The sequence below is a fragment of the Streptomyces sp. NPDC050147 genome, from assembly GCF_040660195.1.
GTDB lineage: Bacteria > Actinomycetota > Actinomycetes > Streptomycetales > Streptomycetaceae > Streptomyces.
Genome location: NZ_JBFALJ010000005.1, coordinates 305,832 through 324,434, shown reverse-complemented (window position 1 = coordinate 324,434; position 18,603 = coordinate 305,832). Strand labels below are relative to the sequence as shown.

Genomic DNA, 18,603 nt, shown 5'->3' with positions numbered 1-18,603 from the left:
TCGCACCCGGGGGTCCGTGGGCAGGCCCCTCAGGCGGCACGGCAGTAGGGCCGCGTGAGAGGGATGGCGCTGACCTCGATGGGGCGGTCTTCGGCGACCTCACGCGCGTACGGGCTGCGGGGTCGAGGGTCGGTCCGGGCTGCCGTCAGCCTCAGCGGGAGCACTTCTGTGGTGACGGGAGCGCGGCGTGCGCCCGTACCGGGCAGGAGCCGGACGAGCAGGCGGGCGAGCAGACGGGCCAGAAGCCCGACGAGCAGGCGGTGCGCCACCTAGCCCTCCCCCAGTTCGCACCAGACGGTCTTGCTGTCCGGCCCCAGCTCCACGCCCCAGCGCAGCGAGACCGCGTCGAGCAGGGCCAGACCACGCCCCGTCTCGTCGTCCCCGCCGGCCAGGCGGAGCAGGGGCCAGGCGCGCGGGTCGGGGTCGGTCACCGCCACGCGGATCCGTCCGGAGCCGCCGGTGACTCTCACCTTCACGGGGGTTCCCTCGCCGAGGTGCGGCCCCGCTGCCACACCTCGCTCACCAACGGAACCTCCGGACGGTACGCCAGGTGGACGTGGCTCGGGGCATCCAGGAGCGCCAGGTCCGCGCGGGCACCTTCCCGCACGAAACCGACGTCCGTGCGGTGCAGAGCCGCCGCCCGCTGGCGCAAGAGCAGCTACAGCAACGGCACCGGCGGCGACTGCGTCGAGGTAGCCGACGGCCTTCCCGGTGTCGTCCCCGTTCGGGACTCCAAAGTCACGAGCGGGCCCGCCCTCGTGATCCCCGCCAACGCGTGGGCCCCTTTCGTCGCCACCGTCACGCAGGGCGAACTCGCCGCCTGAGAAGGCAGCGCGTCGCAGAAAAGTCCCACTGCCAGGCCACGATCCGTGGCTGTCGGCGGGACTTTCCTGCAACGCCCCTCCGCGAGCAAGGACCGTCAGCGCACCCGGACGCCCCGCTGCCACACCTCGCTCACCAACGGAACCCCCGGACGGTACGCCAGGTGGACGTGGCTCGGGGCATCCAGGAGCGCCAGGTCCGCGCGGGCACCTTCCCGTACGAAACCGACGTCCGTGCGGCGCAGAGCCGCCGCGCCGCCCGCCGTCGCCGACCAGATCGCCTCGTCCGGGGTCATGCCCATGTCCCGTACCGCCAGGGCGATGCAGAACGGGACCGACGAGGTGAAGGACGAGCCCGGGTTGCAGTCCGTGGAGAGGGCCACCGTCGCGCCCGCGTCCAGGATGCGGCGGGCGTCGGGCCACTCCGCTCGGGTGGAGAACTCGGCGCCGGGGAGGAGCGTGGCCACCGTGTTGCCCTGGGCCAGCGCGTCGACGTCCGCGTCCGTCAGGTGCGTGCAGTGGTCCGCCGATGCCGCGTCCAGTTCCACGGCGAGCTGTACGCCGGGGCCGTACGAGAGCTGGTTCGCGTGGATGCGGGGGTGCAGTCCCTTCGCCTTGCCCGCCGTCAGGATCGCGCGGGCCTGGTCGCCGTCGAACGCGCCCTTCTCGCAGAAGACGTCGATCCAGCGGGCGTGGGGGGCGCAGGCCTCCAGCATCTCGCCGGTCACCAGGTCTACGTACGCCGCCGGGTCCTCGGCGTAGTCCGGGGAGACGATGTGTGCGCCCAGGTACGTCACCTCGTCGGTGTGCCGGGACGCGATGCGCAGGGCGCGGGCCTCGTCCTCGGTGTTGAGGCCGTAGCCCGACTTCGTCTCGAACGTGGTCGTGCCCTGGCGGAGGGCCTCCGCCAAGTAGTGCGTGAGGTTCGCCTCCAGCTCGGCGTCCGTGGCTGCCCGGGTCGCCGCCACCGTCGTGCGGATGCCTCCCGCGGAGTACGCGCGGCCCGACATGCGGGCGTTGAACTCCTGGGTGCGGTCGCCCGCGAAGACGAGGTGGCTGTGGGAGTCGACGAAGCCGGGGATGGCGGCTCGGCCCTGTGCGTCGTACGCCTCGTCCGCCGACGGAGCTTTGTCCGTGGGGCCCACCCAGGCGATGCGGTCACCGTCCAGGACTACTGCGGCGTCCTCGATGAGGCCCAGGCGGCTTCCGTCTCCCTGGGCGGGGTCGTTGGTGACGAGGCTGGCGATGTTCGTGATGAGGGTGGTGGTCATGGGGTCCTCTGCGGGTGAGTGGGGGCGGGCGTCTTGCCTCCGGCGGTTCTTTCCCCGATCCCGCCCCTTCCCGAAATCGCGGCTCCGCCGCCCGGGGCTCGGGAGATCGCGCTTGCGCGCTCGTCCTCAAACGCCGGACGGGCTGAACTGACTTCGCCGGGGGTGGGTGGGCAACTGCCGGGCAAACGGGTGGGCGGGCGGGAAAAACCACCGCGAAGCGGCGGTCCAACCACAACCCTCCACCCGCAGAAAGACCCCGCCAGAAGTGGCTGGACAGCCGCCGGGCAAACGGGTGGGCGGGTGGGGGGAAAGTCACCGCGAAGCGGCAGTTCAGTCAGGACCCGCTGCCCTGAAGTGCGTCAATCTCTCAGCGCCGCCACCGCCTCCGCCAACGCCCCCGCCACGTCCGGCACCAAGGTGTGGGCTCCGTCCCGTACGACGTGGCGGCCCCCCACCACCGTGTGCCGCACATCCGCCGACGTCGCCGCGAACACCGCCGTCTCCGCCGCCAGGCGCGGCAGCGGGCCCGCCGTGCGGACCGAGTCGAGCGCGATCGTGGCGAAGTCGGCGAGGGCGCCCGGCTCGATCACGCCCGCGTCCGACCAGCCCAGCGCCGCATGGCCGTCGACGGAAGCCGCTCGCAGCAGCGCCGCCGCCGTCCAGTGGCCCCGTGTGTGCGAGCGCAGGCGCTCGTTCAGTTCCATGGCCCGCGCCTCTTCGAGGATGTCGATCACCGCGTGGCTGTCGCTGCCCAGGGAGAGGGGGCTGCCCGCCCGCTGGAGGCGGACCGCCGGGCCGATGCCGTCCGCCAGGTCGCGCTCCGTCGTCGGGCACATGCACGTGCCCGTCGTCGTGCGGCCGAGCAGGGCGATGTCCTCGTCCGTGAGGTGGGTGTTGTGTACGCCCGTCGTGCGGGGGCCCAGGACCCCGTGGTCCGCCAAGAGGCGCGTCGGAGTGCGGCCGTGTACCGCCTGGCACGCCTCGTTCTCCGCCGTCTGCTCGGACAGGTGCACGTGGAGGGGCGCCTCGCGGGCCGACGCCCACTGCGCCACCGTGCCCAACTGCCGCGCGGGCACCGCTCGTACGGAGTGGATGGCAGCGCCGATCCGGGCGTGAGCACGGTCCTTGAGGGCTGACGCCCGCTCCGCCCACGCCTCCGTCGTGCCGTCGGAGAAGCTGAGCTGGTGGCGGTTGGGGGGTTCGCCGCGTGACTCCGTCAAGAGGCCCGAAGCCACGTACGCCGTGTCCAGAAGCGTGATGCGGATGCCCGCGTCCGCCGCCGCCTCGATCAGCGCCTCGCCCATCGCGTTGGGGTCCGCATAAGCCACTCCGCCCGGCGCGTGGTGCAGGTAGTGGAACTCGCCCACCACGGTGATGCCCGCGAGGGCCATCTCCGCGTACACCGCGCGGGCCAGCGCGTGGTACGACTCCGGCGTCAGGCGGTCCGCCACCGCGTACATGACCTCGCGCCACGTCCAGAACGTGCCGGAGCCCACCTGGACCGTGCCGCGCAGGGCACGGTGGAAGGCATGGGAGTGGGCGTTGGCGAGGCCCGGGACCGTCAGGCCGCGCAGTACCGTCGCGCCGGGGGGCGGGGTCTCTACGCCCTTGCGGACGGCCGTGATCCGGTCGCCCGTCACCTCCACCGCTACGCCCGGCTCCACCGTCGGGTCGAGCCAGGCCTGCTCCAGCCAGTAAGTCTCCGTCGTCACCTGCACGCCAGCCCTTCCAGTACGTCGGCCAGTGCGGTCACCCCGGCCACGCAGTCGTCCTCGGCGGCGAACTCGGCCGGGGAGTGTGAGATGCCCGTGGGGTTCCGTACGAACAGCATGGCGGTGGGGATCGAGCCGGACAAAATACCCGCGTCGTGTCCCGCGCCCGTTCCCAGAACGGGCAGCTCTCTGCCGGTCCCGGCGCCGAGGATCGTGCCCAGCTCGTCCCGCAGGGCGTGCGCGAACTCGACCACCGGGGTGAACGACTCGCGGACCACGTCCAGGTCGATGCCGTGCCGGTCCGCGTACTCGCGGGCCGCCTTCTCGATGCCCGTCACGACCGTGTCGAGGGTGGACTGGTCGGCCGCGCGGGAGTCCAGCCAGCCCCTGACCAGGGACGGGATCGCGTTGACGCCGTTCGGTTCGACGGAGATCTTGCCGAACGTCGCCACCGCGCCCGCCAGTTCGGCCTCCCTGCGGGCCGCGAGGACCGTCTCCGCGTACGACAGCATCGGGTCGCGGCGGTCCACCAGGCGGGTGGTGCCCGCGTGGTTGGCCTCGCCCCGGAAGTCGAAGCGCCAGCGTCCGTGCGGCCAGATGGCGGACGCGATGCCCACGGGGTCGCCGGTCAGGTCGAGCGCGCGGCCCTGTTCGACGTGCAGTTCCACGAACGCGCCGATTCGGGACAGGCGTTCAGGGTCGGGGCCGATGGCGGACGGGTCGTATCCCGCCGCCTCCATCGCCTGCGGGAGCGTGATGCCGTCCGTGTCCGTCAACTCGTACGCCTTCTCGCGTGTGAGTTGTCCGGCGGTCAGGCGGGAGCCCACGCAGGCCAGGCCGAAGCGGGCGCCTTCCTCGTCGCCGAAGTTGGTGATGGCCAGGGGGCGGCGGAATGCCACCTTCCGTGCGCGCAGTTCATCCAGCGCCGCGAAGGCGGACACGACCCCGAGGGGGCCGTCGAAGGCGCCGCCGTCCGGTACGGAGTCCAGGTGTGAGCCGGTGACGACCGCGTCGCCCCGGGCGGGGTCGCCGAGCCACGCCCACTGGTTGCCGTTGCGGTCGACCTCGTAGTCGAGACCGCGGGCCTCCGCCTGCGCCTGGAACCAGAGTCGGCACTCGGCGTCGGCGCCGGTCCAGGCGTAGCGGCGGTAGCCGCCGGAGGCGTCGCTGCGGCCGATGGGCCGCAGCGAGCGCCACATGGCGTGGAACGTGTCACTCACGCCTGGTCACCCACGGCGGCGTCGTCGCCCTCGCGCATCGGGATGCGTACGCCCTTCTCGTCCGCGACCGACTCCGCGATGTCGTAGCCCGCGTCCACGTGCCGGATGACGCCCATGCCCGGGTCGTTGGTGAGGACGCGGCGGATCTTCTCGCCCGCGAGCTTCGTGCCGTCGGCGACCGAGACCTGGCCCGCGTGGATCGAGCGGCCCATGCCGACGCCGCCGCCGTGGTGGATGGAGACCCAGGAGGCGCCCGAGGCGACGTTGACCATGGCGTTCAGGAGCGGCCAGTCGGCGATCGCGTCCGAGCCGTCCAGCATGGCTTCCGTCTCGCGGTACGGGGAGGCCACCGAGCCGCAGTCCAGGTGGTCGCGGCCGATCGCGAGCGGCGCGGCGAGGGTGCCGTTGCCGACCATGTCGTTGAACATGTCGCCCGCCTTGTCGCGCTCCCCCTGGCCGAGCCAGCAGATGCGCGCGGGGAGGCCCTGGAAGTGGACCCGCTCCCCCGCCATCTTGATCCAGCGGTGCAGGGACTCGTTCTCCGGGAAGAGGTCCAGGAGCGCCTTGTCCGTCTTGTGGATGTCCGAGGCCTCGCCCGAGAGCGCCGCCCAGCGGAACGGGCCCTTGCCCTCGCAGAAGAGCGGGCGGATGTAGGCGGGGACGAAGCCGGGGAATGCGAACGCGCGGTCGTAGCCCGCCAGTTGCGCCTCACCTCGGATCGAGTTGCCGTAGTCGAAGACCTCGGCGCCCGCGTCCATGAAGCCGACCATCGCCTCGACGTGCCGGGCCATGGACTCACGGGCGCGGGTGGTGAAGCCCGCCGGGTCCTTGGCCGCGTACGACGCCATGTCGTCGAAGTCGACGCCGGTGGGGAGGTACGCGAGCGGGTCGTGGGCCGATGTCTGGTCGGTGACGATGTCGATGGGGGCGGACTCGGCCAGCATGCGGGGGAGCAGGTCGGCGGCGTTGCCGAGCAGGCCGATGGAGAGGGGGCGGCGGGCGTCCCGCGCCTCGACGGCCAGTTGGAGCGCGTGCTCCAGGGAGTCGGCCTTCACGTCCAGGTACTTGTGCTCGATGCGGCGCTCGATGGCGCGCGGGTCGACGTCGATACAGATCGCGACGCCGTCGTTCATCGTGACCGCGAGGGGCTGGGCGCCGCCCATGCCGCCGAGTCCGGCGGTGAGGGTGATCGTCCCGGCGAGGGTGCCGTTGAACTTCTTGGCGGCTACGGCGGCGAACGTCTCGTACGTGCCCTGGAGGATGCCCTGCGTGCCGATGTAGATCCAGGAGCCGGCCGTCATCTGGCCGTACATGGTGAGGCCGAGCTGCTCCAGGCGGCGGAACTCCTCCCAGTTCGCCCAGTCGCCCACCAGGTTGGAGTTGGCGATCAGGACGCGCGGGGCCCACTCGTGGGTCTGCATGACGCCGACCGGGCGGCCGGACTGGACGAGCATCGTCTCGTCCTGCTTGAGGGTCTTGAGCGTGCGCACCATCGCGTCGAAGGAGCGCCAGTCGCGGGCCGCCTTGCCGGTGCCGCCGTAGACGACGAGCTTGTCGGGGTGCTCGGCGACCTCGGGGTCGAGGTTGTTCTGCAGCATCCGGAGGGCGGCTTCCTGCTGCCATCCCAGGGCGCTCAGTTCACTGCCGCGCGGTGCCCGTACGGGGCGGGGTCCTGACATGGCGATGCCTCCTCGCGTGAAGCTCTGCTCGTGAGCTCGTGGTGGACTGCTGTGACCTTGTTATTCACATCCTGCGATGTTGAATAGAGCTAGTCAATACATGGGTACGACAGCGAGACCGCTTCGCGGGTGATTGGCTGGCACGCATGAGCGATCAGGACACGGGGACCGCACACACGACCGAGGCGGACACGGAGGCCGCGGCGGACCCCGCCGCCCGGCGTGACCAGGCCGTCCGCGCCGCCGTCGAGCGGGGCATCGTCGACCCGGCGTCGCCCATCGTCGGCCTCCTGGACGTCGCCGGAATCCGCGCGTCCGCCGCCGCCCTGCACGCCGCCTTCGAGGCCGTCACACCGCCCGGCACACCGGTCCTGCACGCCTTCGCGGTGAAGGCGGCCCCCCTCGTCCCGGTCCTGCGGCTGCTGCACGACGCGGGCATCGGCGCCGAGGTGGCGAGCCCCGGTGAGCTCGCCCTGGCACGGGCCGCCGGCGTGCCGACCACGGACACCGTCCTCGACTCGCCCGCGAAGACCCCCGCCGAGCTGCGCGAGGCCCTCGCCCTCGGCATCGCCGTGAACGCGGACAATCCGCAGGAGCTCGCCCGTCTGGACGCCATGATCCGCTCGGCGCCCACCAACTCACCCATCGGCCTGCGCGTGAACCCGCAGATCGGCGGCGGCTCCATCGGCGCCCTGTCCACCGCGACGGCGACCTCCAAGTTCGGGGTCGCGCTGCTCGACGACGGCGCGCGCGAATGGATCGTCCAGGCTTATCTCGACCGCCCCTGGATGACGCGGATACACGCCCACTCCGGGTCACAGGGGATGCCCCTCGAACTGATGGTGCGGGGCGTGTCGGCGACGTACGAACTGGCCGAGGAGATCAACGAACGGGCCGGCCGGCAGCAGATCGACACCCTCGACATCGGCGGCGGCCTGCCCGTCAACTTCGGTTCGGACGAGGAGTCGCCGACGCACGCGCAGTACGCGCGCCGCCTCAAGTCCCGTGTGCCAGGACTGCTCGACGGGCGCTACGGCCTGGTCACCGAGTTCGGCCGCTCGCTGCTCGCCAAGCACGGCACGATCCTGGCCCGCGTCGAGTACGCCAAGTCGGCGGGCACCCGGCCCGTCGCCGTGACCCACGCGGGCGTCCAGGTGGCCACCCGCACGGTGTACGCGCCCGCGTCCTGGCCGCTGCGGATCGCCGCGTACGACGCGAAGGGCCGCCCCAAGAGCGGCCCGTCCGTCGGCCAGGACATCGCGGGCCCCGCCTGTTTCGCGGGCGACCTGCTCGCCGAGAACCGCCCGCTCCCGCTGCTCGAACAGGGCGACTACGCCGCGGTGCTCGACACGGGGGCGTACTACTTCGCGCACCACTACTCGTACAACAGCCTTGCCCGACCCGGCATTTACGGCTTCACCGCGAGCGCGGGCGGCGAGGTCGCCTTCGCCACCGTGCGGGATCCGCAGACCCTGGAGGAGATCGTCGCCGAGTCGGGGGGCGCGAGGCGGGACGCGTTGCGCGAGTTCTGAGTCCTGGCACCGGGAACCCGGAGGTTCGCGACCTCTGAGGTTGCTCAACTCCTGCATTCCCGCAGCACTTTCGGGGCAGATGCTCCCTCCAGGCACACCCTCGGGGGAGATGATCCTGTGACGACATCAGAAAAGGCCGCCAGTACACCGCCGTCCGGAGAACCCGCGCTGAAGCGCGCGATCGGCCCCAAGCTCCTGATCCTCTTCGTGATCGGCGACATCCTCGGCACCGGCATCTACGCCACCACCGGCAAGGTCGCGGGAAAGGTCGGCGGCGCGCTGTGGCTGCCGTTCGCGATCGGCTTCGTCGTGGCGATCCTGACAGCGGCGTCGTACGTCGAGCTGGTCGGCAAGTACCCGAAGGCGGCGGGCGCGGCCCTCTACACGCAGAAGGCGTTCAAGGTCCCGTTCCTCACCTTCATCGTCGCGTTCATGGTGATGGCCTCGGGGCTCTCGTCGGCGAGCGCGGCGGCGCGCGCCTTCAGCGGCGACTACCTGAGCGAACTGACGAGCGACGCCCTCCCGCCGACGCTGATCGCGATCCTCTTCATCCTCGCGCTCGCGGCGCTGAACCTGCGGGGCGTCTCGGAGTCGGTGAAGACGAACGTGGTGCTCACGCTCGTCGAGCTGACGGGCCTGGCCATCATCCTCGCGATCGGCGCGTACGCCGTGCTGAGCGGGGACGGGGACCCCGGCCGCCTCACGGACTTCGAGTCACCGGACGGCGGCACGGGCTACGCCCTGATGACGGGCATCCTCGGCGCGACCGCGCTCGGCTTCTTCGCGTTCGTCGGCTTCGAGGACTCGGTGAACATGGCCGAGGAGACGAAGGATCCGGTGCGTACGTTCCCGAGGGCGATCTTCATCGGCGTCGCGGTGACGGGCACGATCTACGTCCTGGTGGCGCTGGTCTCGTCCCTGCTCGTGGACTACAAGGTCCTTGAGGGATCGAGCGGCCCGCTCCTGGAGGTCGTGAAGGCGGGTGGCATCGATTTCCCGCACAAACTCTTCGCGCTGATCGCCCTGTTCGCGGTCACCAACTCGGCCCTCATCAACATCATGATGGCCTCGCGGCTCTGTTACGGCATGGCCAACGAACGCATACTGCCGCGCGCGATGGGCCGGGTCCTGGCCCGCCGCCGCACACCGGTGGTCGGCATCGTCTTCGTGTCGCTCCTGGCCGTCGGCCTGGTGTCCACGGGCGAGATCGAGGGGCTCGGCGACACCACGGCGTTCCTGCTCCTGTGCGTGTTCGCGGTGGTCAACGTGACGGTCCTGGTCCTGCGCAAGGACCGGGTGGACCACGAGCACTTCCGTACGCCCACGGTGCTGCCCGTGCTCGGCGCGATCACCGCCCTGATCCTGGCGAGCCCCCTCGCCGACCGCCCGGCGGAGGTCTACATCCGGGCGGGCATCCTCCTCGCCATCGGAGTCGGCCTCTGGGTGGTCAACAAGGTGGTGATGAAGGCGCGGGGCGAGGACTGACAGGAGGACCGCTCGGGGGGCTGATCAGGCGCTCACGCGCCGGCGACGAGCGCCGCCGGGGGCGGCGTCTCCCGCGAAGGGCCCGGTGGAGCGGTAGCCCTTCACCGCCTTGCCCGCGGGGGCGCCGGCGCGACGGCTGAGCCAGTCGACGCGCACCCACAGCAGCGCGTCGAGCTCCCGCTCGCGCCGCCCGAGCCAGACGGCCTTGCCCCAGAGCCCGACTCCCGCTCCGGCCATGACCATCCCCCCGGCGGCAGGAATGACGAAGGCGCTCACCAGGGCGACAAGAAACCCGAGACCGAGCCACCAGCGGTGCGCACGGCGCCAGTTGCGTACGGTGACGGCGCGGTCCTGGAGGATGTCCTGCCTGGCGGCGCGGGTCGCTTCGCGGGTGAGGGCGGTGTAGCGCTTGCGCCGGGAGTACGTGACGGCGACGGCTACCAGGAGAAGGAGGGCGGCACCCGTGAATACGCCGATACGGCGCCCGGTGAGCCCGTCCGGCAACGTCCCGATCCCCGCGGCCACGACACCGAGCCACCACAGGGGCACGGCCCCCGCCCGCACGACCACCGAAACCCTGGCCAGTCCATGTCCGCCGCGCCCCACGTCGTCCGCCTCCTCTTTCGCGTCGGCGGAGGAGGCTAGCGGGGAAACATGAGGGAACGGTGAGAGACCGATGGCGTGCTGCGGCCGGCCGGCGGAGAGGTGCGGCGGTCGCGCGTCGCCACTTCGGGCGAGGGGTCTTCCGTCGGCCGCGGTCAGCGAGCGTTCGCTCTTCGGAGCAGCTCACTCCACGAACAACCCCCGCGCCGCCGCCCCCGCGTCGAACTCCTCAAGCCGCGCCTGCGCGTCCGGAAGCCCGTCGCACATGGCCTCCAGGAGCACCCGGCCCAGCAGCATCGGGGCGCACGCCGTGTCGAAGGCGAGGCCCGTGCCGACCGCCGCCGGGAGGAGGAGGTCGGAGTGCGCCGCGACGGGGGCGAACGCCGAGTCCGCGACCGTCACCACGGAGAGGCCCGCCCCCTGCGCATAGGCCAGCGCGTCGACCACCTCACGCGGATGGCGAGGCAGCGCGAAGCACAGAAGCGCCGACGCCCCCGCCCGTACCGCCGCGTCGATGCGGTCGGCCAGCATCGTGCCGCCCTCGTCGAGGAGGCGTACGTCGGGGTGGACCTTCGCCGCGAAGTACGAGAAGCCGTACGCCTGGGACGCGGCGGCCCGCAGGCCGAGGACGGGGAGCGGGCGGGAGGAGGCGAGGAGCCGCCCGGCGCGCTCGACCGGCGCGGGGTCGGCGAGCACCTCCGCCAGGTGGCGCAGGTTCGCGATCTCCGCCTCGACCGCCTGCTGGTACTCGTTGAGGGAGTCCCCGTTCGCCGCCTCCGCGGGCGCCAGTTCCCGCAGGTGCCGCCGCAGCGCCGGATAGCCGTCGAAGCCGAGCGCCACCGCGAAACGCGTCACCGAGGGCTGGCTCACCCCGGCGAGCTCCGCCAGTTCGACGCTGGAGAGGAAGGGGACGTCCGCCGCCCGCCGGACCATGCAGTGCGCGATGCGCCGCTGCGTGGGCGTGAGCCGGTGGCCCTCGAAGAGCACCTGCAGCCGCGCGGCAGGACTGTCACTCATACCGTTCCCCTCACAACACCCTGGCTTTCGTAGCCCGTTACGCCGCCGGACCCGCTCCCGGGCCCGAGGTCCAGCCACAGCTCCGTGAACCGGTCGAGCAGTCCGGCCGCCGCCGTCACATCATCCGTCAACGGCCGGTCGGCCAGCTCCGCGTCCAGTACGGCATCCGCGAGCTCGAAGGCCCTGCCGACCGGCAGCTCCGGATCGAGCCTCATGTCCCGTAGCCTCAACGCCCGTATGGCAGCGACCAGTTCGCACCCCACCACCAGGCGGTACGCCTCGCACGCCCGCAGCGTCTGGCGCGCCGCGAGCGAGGCGAAGCTGGCCTGCTCCTCGACTCCGCGGGAGAGCACCGCATGGCCGAGGGAGGCGGGCGCGGAGAAGGCCCGCAGGTCACCGAGGGCCGCGCCGGCCGCGTACTCCAGGATCATCACGCCCGAGGACGCCGGTTCGCCGTCCGCGAGGAAGGGCCGCAGGCGGGTGAAGCCCGGTTCGTTCAGGGTGGACAGGCGGGAGGTGGACAGGCGTGCCACTTGACTCACCGCGAGCCTGAAGTGGTCGAGGGACAGCGCCAGTTGGGCGAGGTAGAAGCCGCCGTGGTGGTAGGCCGCCATGTCGTCCGCCGAGATCAGCGGGTTCTCCGCCGCCGCGTTGATCTCCACCGTGAGGACGTCCTCGAGCGCGTTCGCCGCGTCGTGCGCGGGCCCGTGGATCTGCGGCACGCAGCGCAGGCCGTACGGGTCCTGGATGCGGCCGAGCGGTGGCGTGGGGCGGTCGGGCGCGCCGAGGATCTGCCGCATCCGTTCGGCGACCGCGTACGAACCGGCGTGGCGCCGCGCCTCGTGCACGGGCAGCGCGTACGCCTCGTACGAGCCGTCGACCGCCATCAGGGTCAGTGCCGCCACCACCTGGGTGGCCGCGATCAGCCCGCGCAGTTCGTGCAGGGCGAGCGCGGACTGGCCGAGGGTGAGGGCGTTGCTGCTGATCAGGGCGAGGGCGTCGTTGTTGTCGAGGGGCTGCGGTTCGGGGGCGGTGCCCGGCCCCTGCCAGGGGTGCTCGCCCGCGAGCGCGAGGCCCATCTGCGCGAGCGCGGCGATGTCGCCCGTGCCGACCGAGCCGAATTCGTTGACCTTCGGATAGGCGCCGGTCTCCAGGGCCTGGCAGAGCGCCGTGACGACGGTCGGGCGCAGGCCCGCGCCGCCGGCGAGGAGCTGGTTGGCGCGGACCGCGAGCATCGCGCGGACCTGCCGCGCGGGCAGCTCCGCACCGATCGCTCCGGCGTGGCTGCGGAGCAGCCGCAGACCGTGGTCGGAGGCCGCCTCGGTCGGCACGGACTCATTCCGGTTGGCGCCCACTCCGGTGGAGCGGCCGTAGACGCGACCCCAGGAGGCGATCTCCCGCGCGGCGTTCCACGAGAGTTCCACGCGCTTCATCCCGTCCGTCCCGGGGACCGGCTTTGCGGTGGATTCGGCCATGCGTACGACATCTGCGACCATCAGTCCCCGGCCGTCCAGGACGACGACCGAGCCGCTGTCGTCGGTCGCCCTGGCGGTTGCCTTGTCCGCGATACGAGACGACATCACTCGTAAATCCTCCTCAACCGGACGCTCAGTCTTGCCCTGCGACCACTCGTTACCAGTGATTTACCTCGGGGCGTGGACTGGCTATTGACAATCTATTCAGTCAACGAGAACTCTGCATGACGATATACAGCCGGGCAAGGGACTCCTCATGATCCAATTCGATACGGTCCACAAGCGCTTCCCGAACGGCACAACCGCGGTCCACGACCTCAGCCTCGAAATGCCGGAAGGGGGCGTGACCGTCCTCGTCGGATCTTCCGGTTGCGGCAAAACGACAACGCTCCGCATGATCAACAGGATGGTCGACCCGACCTCCGGAACGATCAGAGTCAACGGCAAGGACGTCCTGGAGCAGGACGCCGCCGAGCTGCGCCGCTCCATCGGTTACGTGATCCAGCAGTCCGGGCTCTTCCCGCACCGCACCGTCCTGGACAACATCGCGACGGTGCCGCTGCTGCTCGGCTGGGGCCGCAAGAAGGCGCGGGCGCGGGCGGCCGAGCTCCTGGAGACGGTCGGCCTCACCGCCGACGCCGGGAAGCGCTACCCGCACCAGCTCTCCGGCGGCCAGCAGCAGCGCGTGGGCGTGGCCCGCGCGCTCGCCGCGGACCCGCCGGTGCTCCTGATGGACGAGCCGTTCGGCGCGGTCGACCCCGTGGTCCGCACCCAGCTCCAGGACGAACTCCTGCGCCTTCAGCGGGAGTTGAACAAGACCATCGTCTTCGTCACGCACGACATCGACGAGGCCGTACGGCTCGGCGACCGCATAGCCGTCTTCCGCACCGGCGGCCACCTCGTCCAGTGCGCCGAGCCCGCCGAGCTCCTGGCCCGCCCGGCGGACGACTTCGTCGCGGACTTCCTCGGCGCCGAGCGCGGCCTGAAGCTGCTCTCCCTGTCCACGCTCGCGGAGGTCCCGCAGGCCCCGGCCCCGGAGGGCGGCGCCTGGACGCTGCGCCTGGACGCTGCGGGGGCCCCGGTGGCCTGGCGGCACAAGGACGGCGAGGCGGCGGACATCCCCGTACGCCCGCTGCGCGACACGGACTCGCTGCTGTCCGCCCTCAACGAATCGATAGCCGCCCCCAGCGGCCTGGTCGCCCGCGTCGACGCGGCGGGCGCCCTGACCGGCGTCACATCCCGCGACGACATCCATGAGCACGCGGGCGTGGCGCATGAACAAGGCCGCGGGGGCAGCAGCGCCCCGTCAGGGGCGCGGGGCTCTGACATGTGCGGCTCCGCCGCGTGGGCGCGAGCAACCCAAGACGACCCGCACCCGCCGGTGAACGGCCGAGGGCAGACGGAGCCGCACACAGAGGGCGAACCCGGCGACACCGGCGACACCGGCGACACGGAAGCAGACGCCACGCCCGCCAGAACGGACCCCGCGGGCACGGCGGAGCGCACCCCGTGACCGTCGACTGGTCGTGGATAGCCGACCACACCGACGACCTCACCACCCTCACCCTCTCCCACCTCCAGGCCGCCCTCACCGCCGTACTCCTCGGCCTGCTCGTCTCGCTCCCCCTGGCCGTCGTCGCCCACCGCGTGCGCCCCCTGCGCGGGCTGCTCCTCGGGCTGTCGAACGTCCTGTTCACCATCCCGTCCATCGCCGTCTTCGTGCTGCTCCTGCCGGTCAGCGGGCTCACCCGCACCACCACCGTCATCGGCCTGACGATCTACACCCTCGTCGTGCTCCTGCGGAACACCGTCGAGGGCCTGGACTCCGTCCCCGCCAAGACGAAGGAGGCCGCGAAGGCCATGGGCACCAGGCCCCTGCGCACCCTCCTCACCGTCGAGCTCCCCCTCGCGCTCCCGGTGATCATGGCGGGCGTACGCATCGCGACGGTCATGGCGATCTCACTCGTCTCCGTGGCCACCTACATCGGCGACGGCGGCCTCGGCCAGCTCTTCACGGACGGCTTCCAGCGCAACTTCCCCACCCCCGTCATCGTCGGCGTCGCCCTGACCCTGCTCCTCGCGCTCGTCGCGGACGCGCTGCTGGTCACCCTCCAGTACGTCCTGACGCCCTGGACCCGCCGCAAGAGGAGCACGTGACATGTACGAACTCTTCAAGGATCTCGGTGCCTGGCTGGTCAGCGGCGAGCAGTGGGCCGGGTCCGACGGCATCGGGCACCGCCTCGCCGAGCACCTCCAGTACTCGCTGCTCGCCACCCTCATCGCCGCCGCGATCGCACTGCCGGTCGGACTGCTCATCGGGCACACCGGGCGGGGCGCCTTCGTCGCCATCAACCTCTCCAGCTTCGGGCGCGCACTGCCCACCGTCGGCCTCGTCGTCCTGGTCTTCCTGGCCAGCGGTCTGTCCATGTGGCCCGTCTACATCGCCCTCGTCGCGCTGGCCATCCCCTCCATCGTCACCAACACGTACGCCGGGATGACCGCCGTCGACCCCGAGGTACGGGACGCCGCGCGCGGCCAGGGCATGCGCTGGCACCAGGTCCTCTTCCAGGTCGAACTGCCCCTCGCGCTCCCGCTGATCATGACCGGGCTCCGGCTCGCGCTCATCCAGGTCGTCGCGACGGCCACCATCGCCGCGTACGTCTCCTTCGGCGGGCTCGGCCGGTACGTCTTCGACGGGCTCGCCCAGCGTGACCTCGTGCAGGTGCTCGGCGGTGCCGTGCTCGTCGCGGTCGTCGCCGTCGTACTCGATCTCGCGCTCTCCGCTTTGCAGCGCGCCCTCTTCCGCCACCGCCCCGCCAAGACGGCCTAGGAGCAAACCCAGATGGCCCCCATGAACCGCAGGACCCTCATCGGCGGACTCTTCGCCGCGGCCTCCGTCCCCGCGCTCGCCGCGTGCAGCGGCGGCATCACCTCCCTCGACGGGGGCGGCTCCGGCGGCGGTGGCGGCGGCTCCAGCAAGGACGGCGTCACCATCGGCACCGCCAACTTCACCGAGAACCAGGTGCTCGGCTACCTCTACGCCGCCGCACTCGAAGCGGCGGGCGTGAAGACCAAGGTCCGCCCCAACCTCGGCACCCGCGAGATCCTCATCCCCGCCCTCAAGGGCGGCGACATCGACCTCCTGCCCGAGTACCAGGGCGCCCTCCTGCACTACCTCGACACCAAGGCGAAGGCCACGGAGGAGGGCGAGATGCAGAACGCCCTCGCCATGGCCCTGCCGCGCGGCCTGCAGATCCTGCCCTACGGCAAGGCCGAGGACTCCGACGCCTTCGCCGTCACCCAGGAGACCGCCGACAAGTACGGCCTGAAGACCCTCGCGGACCTCGCGAAACACAACGGCAAGCTCGTCATCGGCGCGGCGCCCGAGGTCAAGAAGCGCACGGTGGGCTCGGTGGGCCTCAAGGACGTCTACGGCGTGGAGTTCAAGGAGTTCAAGTCCCTCGATTCCTCGGGCCCGTTGGTGAAGGGCGCCCTGAAGAAGGGCGACGTGGACGTGGCGAACCTCTTCACCACCGACACCGACATCGTCGCCGAGAAGTGGGTCGTCCTCACCGACCCCAAGAACCTGATCCCCGGCCAGCACGTCGTCCCGCTCATCGCCGACCGCAAGGCCGACTCGACGGTGCGAGCGGCCCTCGCCCGCCTGGGCAACGCCCTGACGACCAAGCAGCTCACCGAGCTGAACCGCCTGGTGGACAAGGACAAGAAGGACCCCGAGGACGTCGCGAACGACTGGGCGGCGCGGCACGGGATCACCAAGAAGTAGCCCGCCGGCCGGCCCGCCCGCCCGCCCGCCGACAGGCACCCCACGCAAGAGGTAGCTCGTACAGCAGCAGGGAGTTCCCGGATCATGGCAGACACTCTCGTGGAGCGGCGCTCCATCGACGTCGTCCCCGACGACGAACGGCACGGAACCGCGTTCAGCCAGTTCACCCTCTGGCTCGGCGCCAACCTGCAGATCACCGCGGTCGTCACCGGCGCGCTCGCCGTCGTCTTCGGCGGCGACGTGGTCTGGTCGGTGATCGGCCTGCTGCTCGGCAATCTGCTCGGCGGCGCCGTGATGGCCCTGCACTCGGCGCAGGGCCCGAAGCTGGGCCTGCCGCAGATGATCCAGTCGCGCGCCCAGTTCGGGGTGCGCGGCGCGGTCGTGCCGCTGCTGCTCGTCATCCTCATGTACGTCGGCTTCTTCGCCAGCGGCAGCGTCCTCGCCGGACAGGCCACGGCCCAGCTCACGCACACGAACGACACCACCGGCATCATCGTCTTCGCGGTGATCACCGCGGTGGTGGCGGCCGTCGGCTACCGCGTGATCCACGTCCTCGGGCGGGTGGCGAGCGTGATCTGCGCGCTGGCCTTCATCTACCTGGGCATCCGCCTCCTGGACCGCGTGGACCTGTCGGCGCTCCTGAACGACGCGCACTTCGACCTGCCGATGTTCCTGCTCGCCGTGTCGCTCTCGGCATCCTGGCAGCTCGCCTTCGGTCCTTACGTCGCGGACTACTCGCGCTATCTGCCGCGTACGACGTCGGGGCGGGCCACCTTCTGGTGGACGCTGTCCGGCTCGGCGCTCGGCTCGCAGTGGTCGATGACGTTCGGTGTTCTCGTGGCGGCGAGCGCCGGGGACGCGTTCCTCGCCAACCAGGTCGGATACGTGGTCGGCCTGGGCGGCACGGGCCTGATCGCGTCCTTCCTGTACTTCGTGATCGCGCTCGGCAAGCTGACGATCAACGTGCTCAACACCTACGGCGGCTTCATGTCGATGGTGACCAGCATCAGCGGATTCCGGGGCCAGAAGACGCTGTCCCCGCGCGGCAGGTCGGCGTACATCGCACTGATCATGGTCGCGGGCACGGTGGTGGCGCTGCTCGGCAAGGACAGCTTCCTGACGTCCTTCAAGGACTTCCTGCTGTTCCTGCTGACGTTCTTCACGCCGTGGTCGGCGATCAACCTGGTCGACTACTACCTGATCTCCAAGGAGCGCTACGACATCCCGGCGCTCTCCGACCCCCACGGCCGCTACGGTGCCTGGCGCTGGGACGCGCTGACGGTCTACGGAGTGGGCCTCCTCGCCCAGCTCCCCTTCCTCGTCACGCACTTCTACACCGGCCCCCTCGTGGATCCGCTGGGCGGCGCGGACATCTCCTGGATCGTGGGCCTGGTCGTCCCCGCGGCCCTGTACTGGCTGCTCGCCCGCCGCGACACCTCGCACATCCCCGAGGAAAGGGGGGATAGCCCCACTGTCACGCCCGCGTCGGCTGCGTAACGTAAAAGACTATGGAAGCCCGAGACGCTGAACTCAAGAAGGAACTCGACGCCTCTCTGCACGCCCGCAGAGAGCTGGGCGAAGAGTATGAGTCCGCGCTGGTCGACTCGTTCCTCGGCAAGGTCGAGCAGCGCCTGGACGGCACGATCGACCGGCGGATGCGCCGGCACATGGCCGAGCAGCAGATGGTCGTCGCCCGCGGGTCCCGCGCGCCGAACAGCCCCGTGGACTCCTGGGGCGAGCGCTTCGGCTTCGGCATCGTCTCGCTGATCCTCGCGATCCCGCTCTCGGCGATCGGTGTGGTCAACGCGGACCTGCCCGGTCTCTTCGTCACCTGGGGCGGCATCGTCGGGGTGAACGCGGTGCATTCGATGCGGGGCATGAACTTCGGGCGCGGCCGCAGGGAGCGCGAGCGGAAGTCGGAGTGGGACGACTGAGGCTCGGGCCGCCGGATTCCGCTGACAGCATGACCGGTGGCGCGGCTGCCCGGCTGAGGCGGACCGT

General features: G+C 71.2%; 17 protein-coding genes and 1 pseudogene. 9 read left to right on the top strand and 9 right to left on the bottom strand.

Features of this window, described 5'->3' with window-relative positions:
* Nucleotides 1-29: 29 nt before the first annotated feature.
* Nucleotides 30-269: a hypothetical protein gene (locus AB0I94_RS11675; protein ID WP_363309301.1), complete on the bottom strand. Its 240-nt coding sequence runs from the start codon at nucleotides 267-269 to the stop codon at nucleotides 30-32.
* Nucleotides 270-497 (bottom strand): annotated as a pseudogene (locus tag AB0I94_RS11670) (ATP-binding protein); the annotation flags it as partial. It lies immediately after the preceding gene.
* A gap of 123 nt (nucleotides 498-620) precedes the next feature.
* Between AB0I94_RS11670 and AB0I94_RS11665 the strand changes: the two are divergent.
* Nucleotides 621-824 carry a DUF397 domain-containing protein gene (locus AB0I94_RS11665; RefSeq protein WP_363309300.1) on the top strand — a complete coding sequence of 68 codons (204 nt, stop codon included), beginning with the start codon at nucleotides 621-623 and terminating at the stop codon, nucleotides 822-824.
* A gap of 95 nt (nucleotides 825-919) precedes the next feature.
* Here the strand turns inward: AB0I94_RS11665 and hutI are convergent, their stop codons facing one another.
* From hutI to hutU, 4 genes are all read right to left on the bottom strand, one after another.
* On the bottom strand, nucleotides 920-2,092 hold the full coding sequence (gene hutI, locus AB0I94_RS11660; protein WP_363309299.1) for an imidazolonepropionase: 1,173 nt from the start codon (nucleotides 2,090-2,092) through the stop codon (nucleotides 920-922).
* A gap of 359 nt (nucleotides 2,093-2,451) precedes the next feature.
* Nucleotides 2,452-3,804, bottom strand: a complete 1,353-nt coding sequence (locus AB0I94_RS11655) for a formimidoylglutamate deiminase (RefSeq protein ID WP_363309297.1) — start codon at nucleotides 3,802-3,804, stop codon at nucleotides 2,452-2,454.
* Complete coding sequence (locus AB0I94_RS11650) at nucleotides 3,801-5,003, bottom strand: allantoate amidohydrolase (protein ID WP_363309334.1); 1,203 nt, start codon at nucleotides 5,001-5,003, stop codon at nucleotides 3,801-3,803. The genes AB0I94_RS11655 and AB0I94_RS11650 overlap by 4 nt, the downstream gene beginning before the upstream one ends.
* A gap of 17 nt (nucleotides 5,004-5,020) precedes the next feature.
* Entirely contained in the window at nucleotides 5,021-6,703 is a 1,683-nt protein-coding gene (gene hutU, locus AB0I94_RS11645) for a urocanate hydratase (RefSeq protein ID WP_363309296.1), read from the bottom strand.
* Nucleotides 6,704-6,849: 146 nt separating this feature from the next.
* Between hutU and AB0I94_RS11640 the strand changes: the two genes are divergently transcribed.
* Nucleotides 6,850-8,235: a diaminopimelate decarboxylase gene (locus AB0I94_RS11640; RefSeq protein ID WP_363309295.1), complete on the top strand. Its 1,386-nt coding sequence runs from the start codon at nucleotides 6,850-6,852 to the stop codon at nucleotides 8,233-8,235.
* A 117-nt stretch (nucleotides 8,236-8,352) separates the two neighbouring features.
* Nucleotides 8,353-9,720 carry an APC family permease gene (locus AB0I94_RS11635; RefSeq protein WP_363309294.1) on the top strand — a complete coding sequence of 456 codons (1,368 nt, stop codon included), beginning with the start codon at nucleotides 8,353-8,355 and terminating at the stop codon, nucleotides 9,718-9,720.
* A gap of 24 nt (nucleotides 9,721-9,744) precedes the next feature.
* On the opposite strand, the gene AB0I94_RS11630 is transcribed toward AB0I94_RS11635, so the two are convergent.
* The 3 genes from AB0I94_RS11630 to AB0I94_RS11620 all read right to left on the bottom strand — a co-directional run bounded on the left by AB0I94_RS11630 (nucleotide 9,745) and on the right by AB0I94_RS11620 (nucleotide 12,920).
* Nucleotides 9,745-10,326: a hypothetical protein gene (locus AB0I94_RS11630; protein ID WP_363309293.1), complete on the bottom strand. Its 582-nt coding sequence runs from the start codon at nucleotides 10,324-10,326 to the stop codon at nucleotides 9,745-9,747.
* Nucleotides 10,327-10,506: 180 nt separating this feature from the next.
* Nucleotides 10,507-11,340 (bottom strand): MurR/RpiR family transcriptional regulator, encoded by an 834-nt coding sequence (locus AB0I94_RS11625; RefSeq protein ID WP_363309292.1) that lies wholly within the window; start codon nucleotides 11,338-11,340, stop codon nucleotides 10,507-10,509.
* Complete coding sequence (locus AB0I94_RS11620; protein WP_363309291.1) at nucleotides 11,337-12,920, bottom strand: aromatic amino acid ammonia-lyase; 1,584 nt, start codon at nucleotides 12,918-12,920, stop codon at nucleotides 11,337-11,339. The genes AB0I94_RS11625 and AB0I94_RS11620 overlap by 4 nt, the downstream gene beginning before the upstream one ends.
* 151 nt (nucleotides 12,921-13,071) lie before the next feature.
* On the opposite strand from AB0I94_RS11620, the gene AB0I94_RS11615 reads away from it, so the two are divergent.
* The 6 genes from AB0I94_RS11615 to AB0I94_RS11590 all read left to right on the top strand — a co-directional run bounded on the left by AB0I94_RS11615 (nucleotide 13,072) and on the right by AB0I94_RS11590 (nucleotide 18,536).
* A complete protein-coding gene (locus tag AB0I94_RS11615; protein WP_363309290.1) occupies nucleotides 13,072-14,328 on the top strand; it encodes an ABC transporter ATP-binding protein in 1,257 nt (418 codons plus the stop codon).
* Nucleotides 14,325-14,972: an ABC transporter permease gene (locus AB0I94_RS11610; RefSeq protein WP_363309289.1), complete on the top strand. Its 648-nt coding sequence runs from the start codon at nucleotides 14,325-14,327 to the stop codon at nucleotides 14,970-14,972. The genes AB0I94_RS11615 and AB0I94_RS11610 overlap by 4 nt, the downstream gene beginning before the upstream one ends.
* A gap of 1 nt (nucleotide 14,973) precedes the next feature.
* Nucleotides 14,974-15,645: an ABC transporter permease gene (locus tag AB0I94_RS11605; RefSeq protein WP_363309288.1), complete on the top strand. Its 672-nt coding sequence runs from the start codon at nucleotides 14,974-14,976 to the stop codon at nucleotides 15,643-15,645.
* A 21-nt stretch (nucleotides 15,646-15,666) separates the two neighbouring features.
* Nucleotides 15,667-16,602: an ABC transporter substrate-binding protein gene (locus AB0I94_RS11600; protein ID WP_363309333.1), complete on the top strand. Its 936-nt coding sequence runs from the start codon at nucleotides 15,667-15,669 to the stop codon at nucleotides 16,600-16,602.
* A gap of 84 nt (nucleotides 16,603-16,686) precedes the next feature.
* On the top strand, nucleotides 16,687-18,099 hold the full coding sequence (locus AB0I94_RS11595; RefSeq protein WP_363309287.1) for a cytosine permease: 1,413 nt from the start codon (nucleotides 16,687-16,689) through the stop codon (nucleotides 18,097-18,099).
* An 11-nt stretch (nucleotides 18,100-18,110) separates the two neighbouring features.
* The gene (locus AB0I94_RS11590) at nucleotides 18,111-18,536 is read left to right on the top strand and encodes a hypothetical protein (RefSeq protein WP_363309286.1); all 426 of its coding nucleotides are present in this window, start codon (nucleotides 18,111-18,113) and stop codon (nucleotides 18,534-18,536) included.
* The last annotated feature ends 67 nt before the right edge of the window (nucleotides 18,537-18,603 follow it).

Excerpts from the sequence above, each read along its gene's own strand:
- hutI (WP_363309299.1), bottom strand. The coding sequence starts at position 2,092 with ATGACCACCACCCTCATCACGAACATCGCCAGCCTCGTCACCAACGAC.
- AB0I94_RS11650 (WP_363309334.1), bottom strand. The coding sequence starts at position 5,003 with ATGTGGCGCTCGCTGCGGCCCATCGGCCGCAGCGACGCCTCCGGCGGC.
- hutU (WP_363309296.1), bottom strand. The coding sequence starts at position 6,703 with ATGTCAGGACCCCGCCCCGTACGGGCACCGCGCGGCAGTGAACTGAGC.
- AB0I94_RS11640 (WP_363309295.1), top strand. The coding sequence starts at position 6,850 with ATGAGCGATCAGGACACGGGGACCGCACACACGACCGAGGCGGACACG.
- AB0I94_RS11625 (WP_363309292.1), bottom strand. The coding sequence starts at position 11,340 with ATGAGTGACAGTCCTGCCGCGCGGCTGCAGGTGCTCTTCGAGGGCCAC.
- AB0I94_RS11620 (WP_363309291.1), bottom strand. The coding sequence starts at position 12,920 with ATGTCGTCTCGTATCGCGGACAAGGCAACCGCCAGGGCGACCGACGAC.
- AB0I94_RS11615 (WP_363309290.1), top strand. The coding sequence starts at position 13,072 with ATGATCCAATTCGATACGGTCCACAAGCGCTTCCCGAACGGCACAACC.
- AB0I94_RS11605 (WP_363309288.1), top strand. The coding sequence starts at position 14,974 with ATGTACGAACTCTTCAAGGATCTCGGTGCCTGGCTGGTCAGCGGCGAG.
- AB0I94_RS11600 (WP_363309333.1), top strand. The coding sequence starts at position 15,667 with ATGAACCGCAGGACCCTCATCGGCGGACTCTTCGCCGCGGCCTCCGTC.
- AB0I94_RS11595 (WP_363309287.1), top strand. The coding sequence starts at position 16,687 with ATGGCAGACACTCTCGTGGAGCGGCGCTCCATCGACGTCGTCCCCGAC.
- AB0I94_RS11590 (WP_363309286.1), top strand. The coding sequence starts at position 18,111 with ATGGAAGCCCGAGACGCTGAACTCAAGAAGGAACTCGACGCCTCTCTG.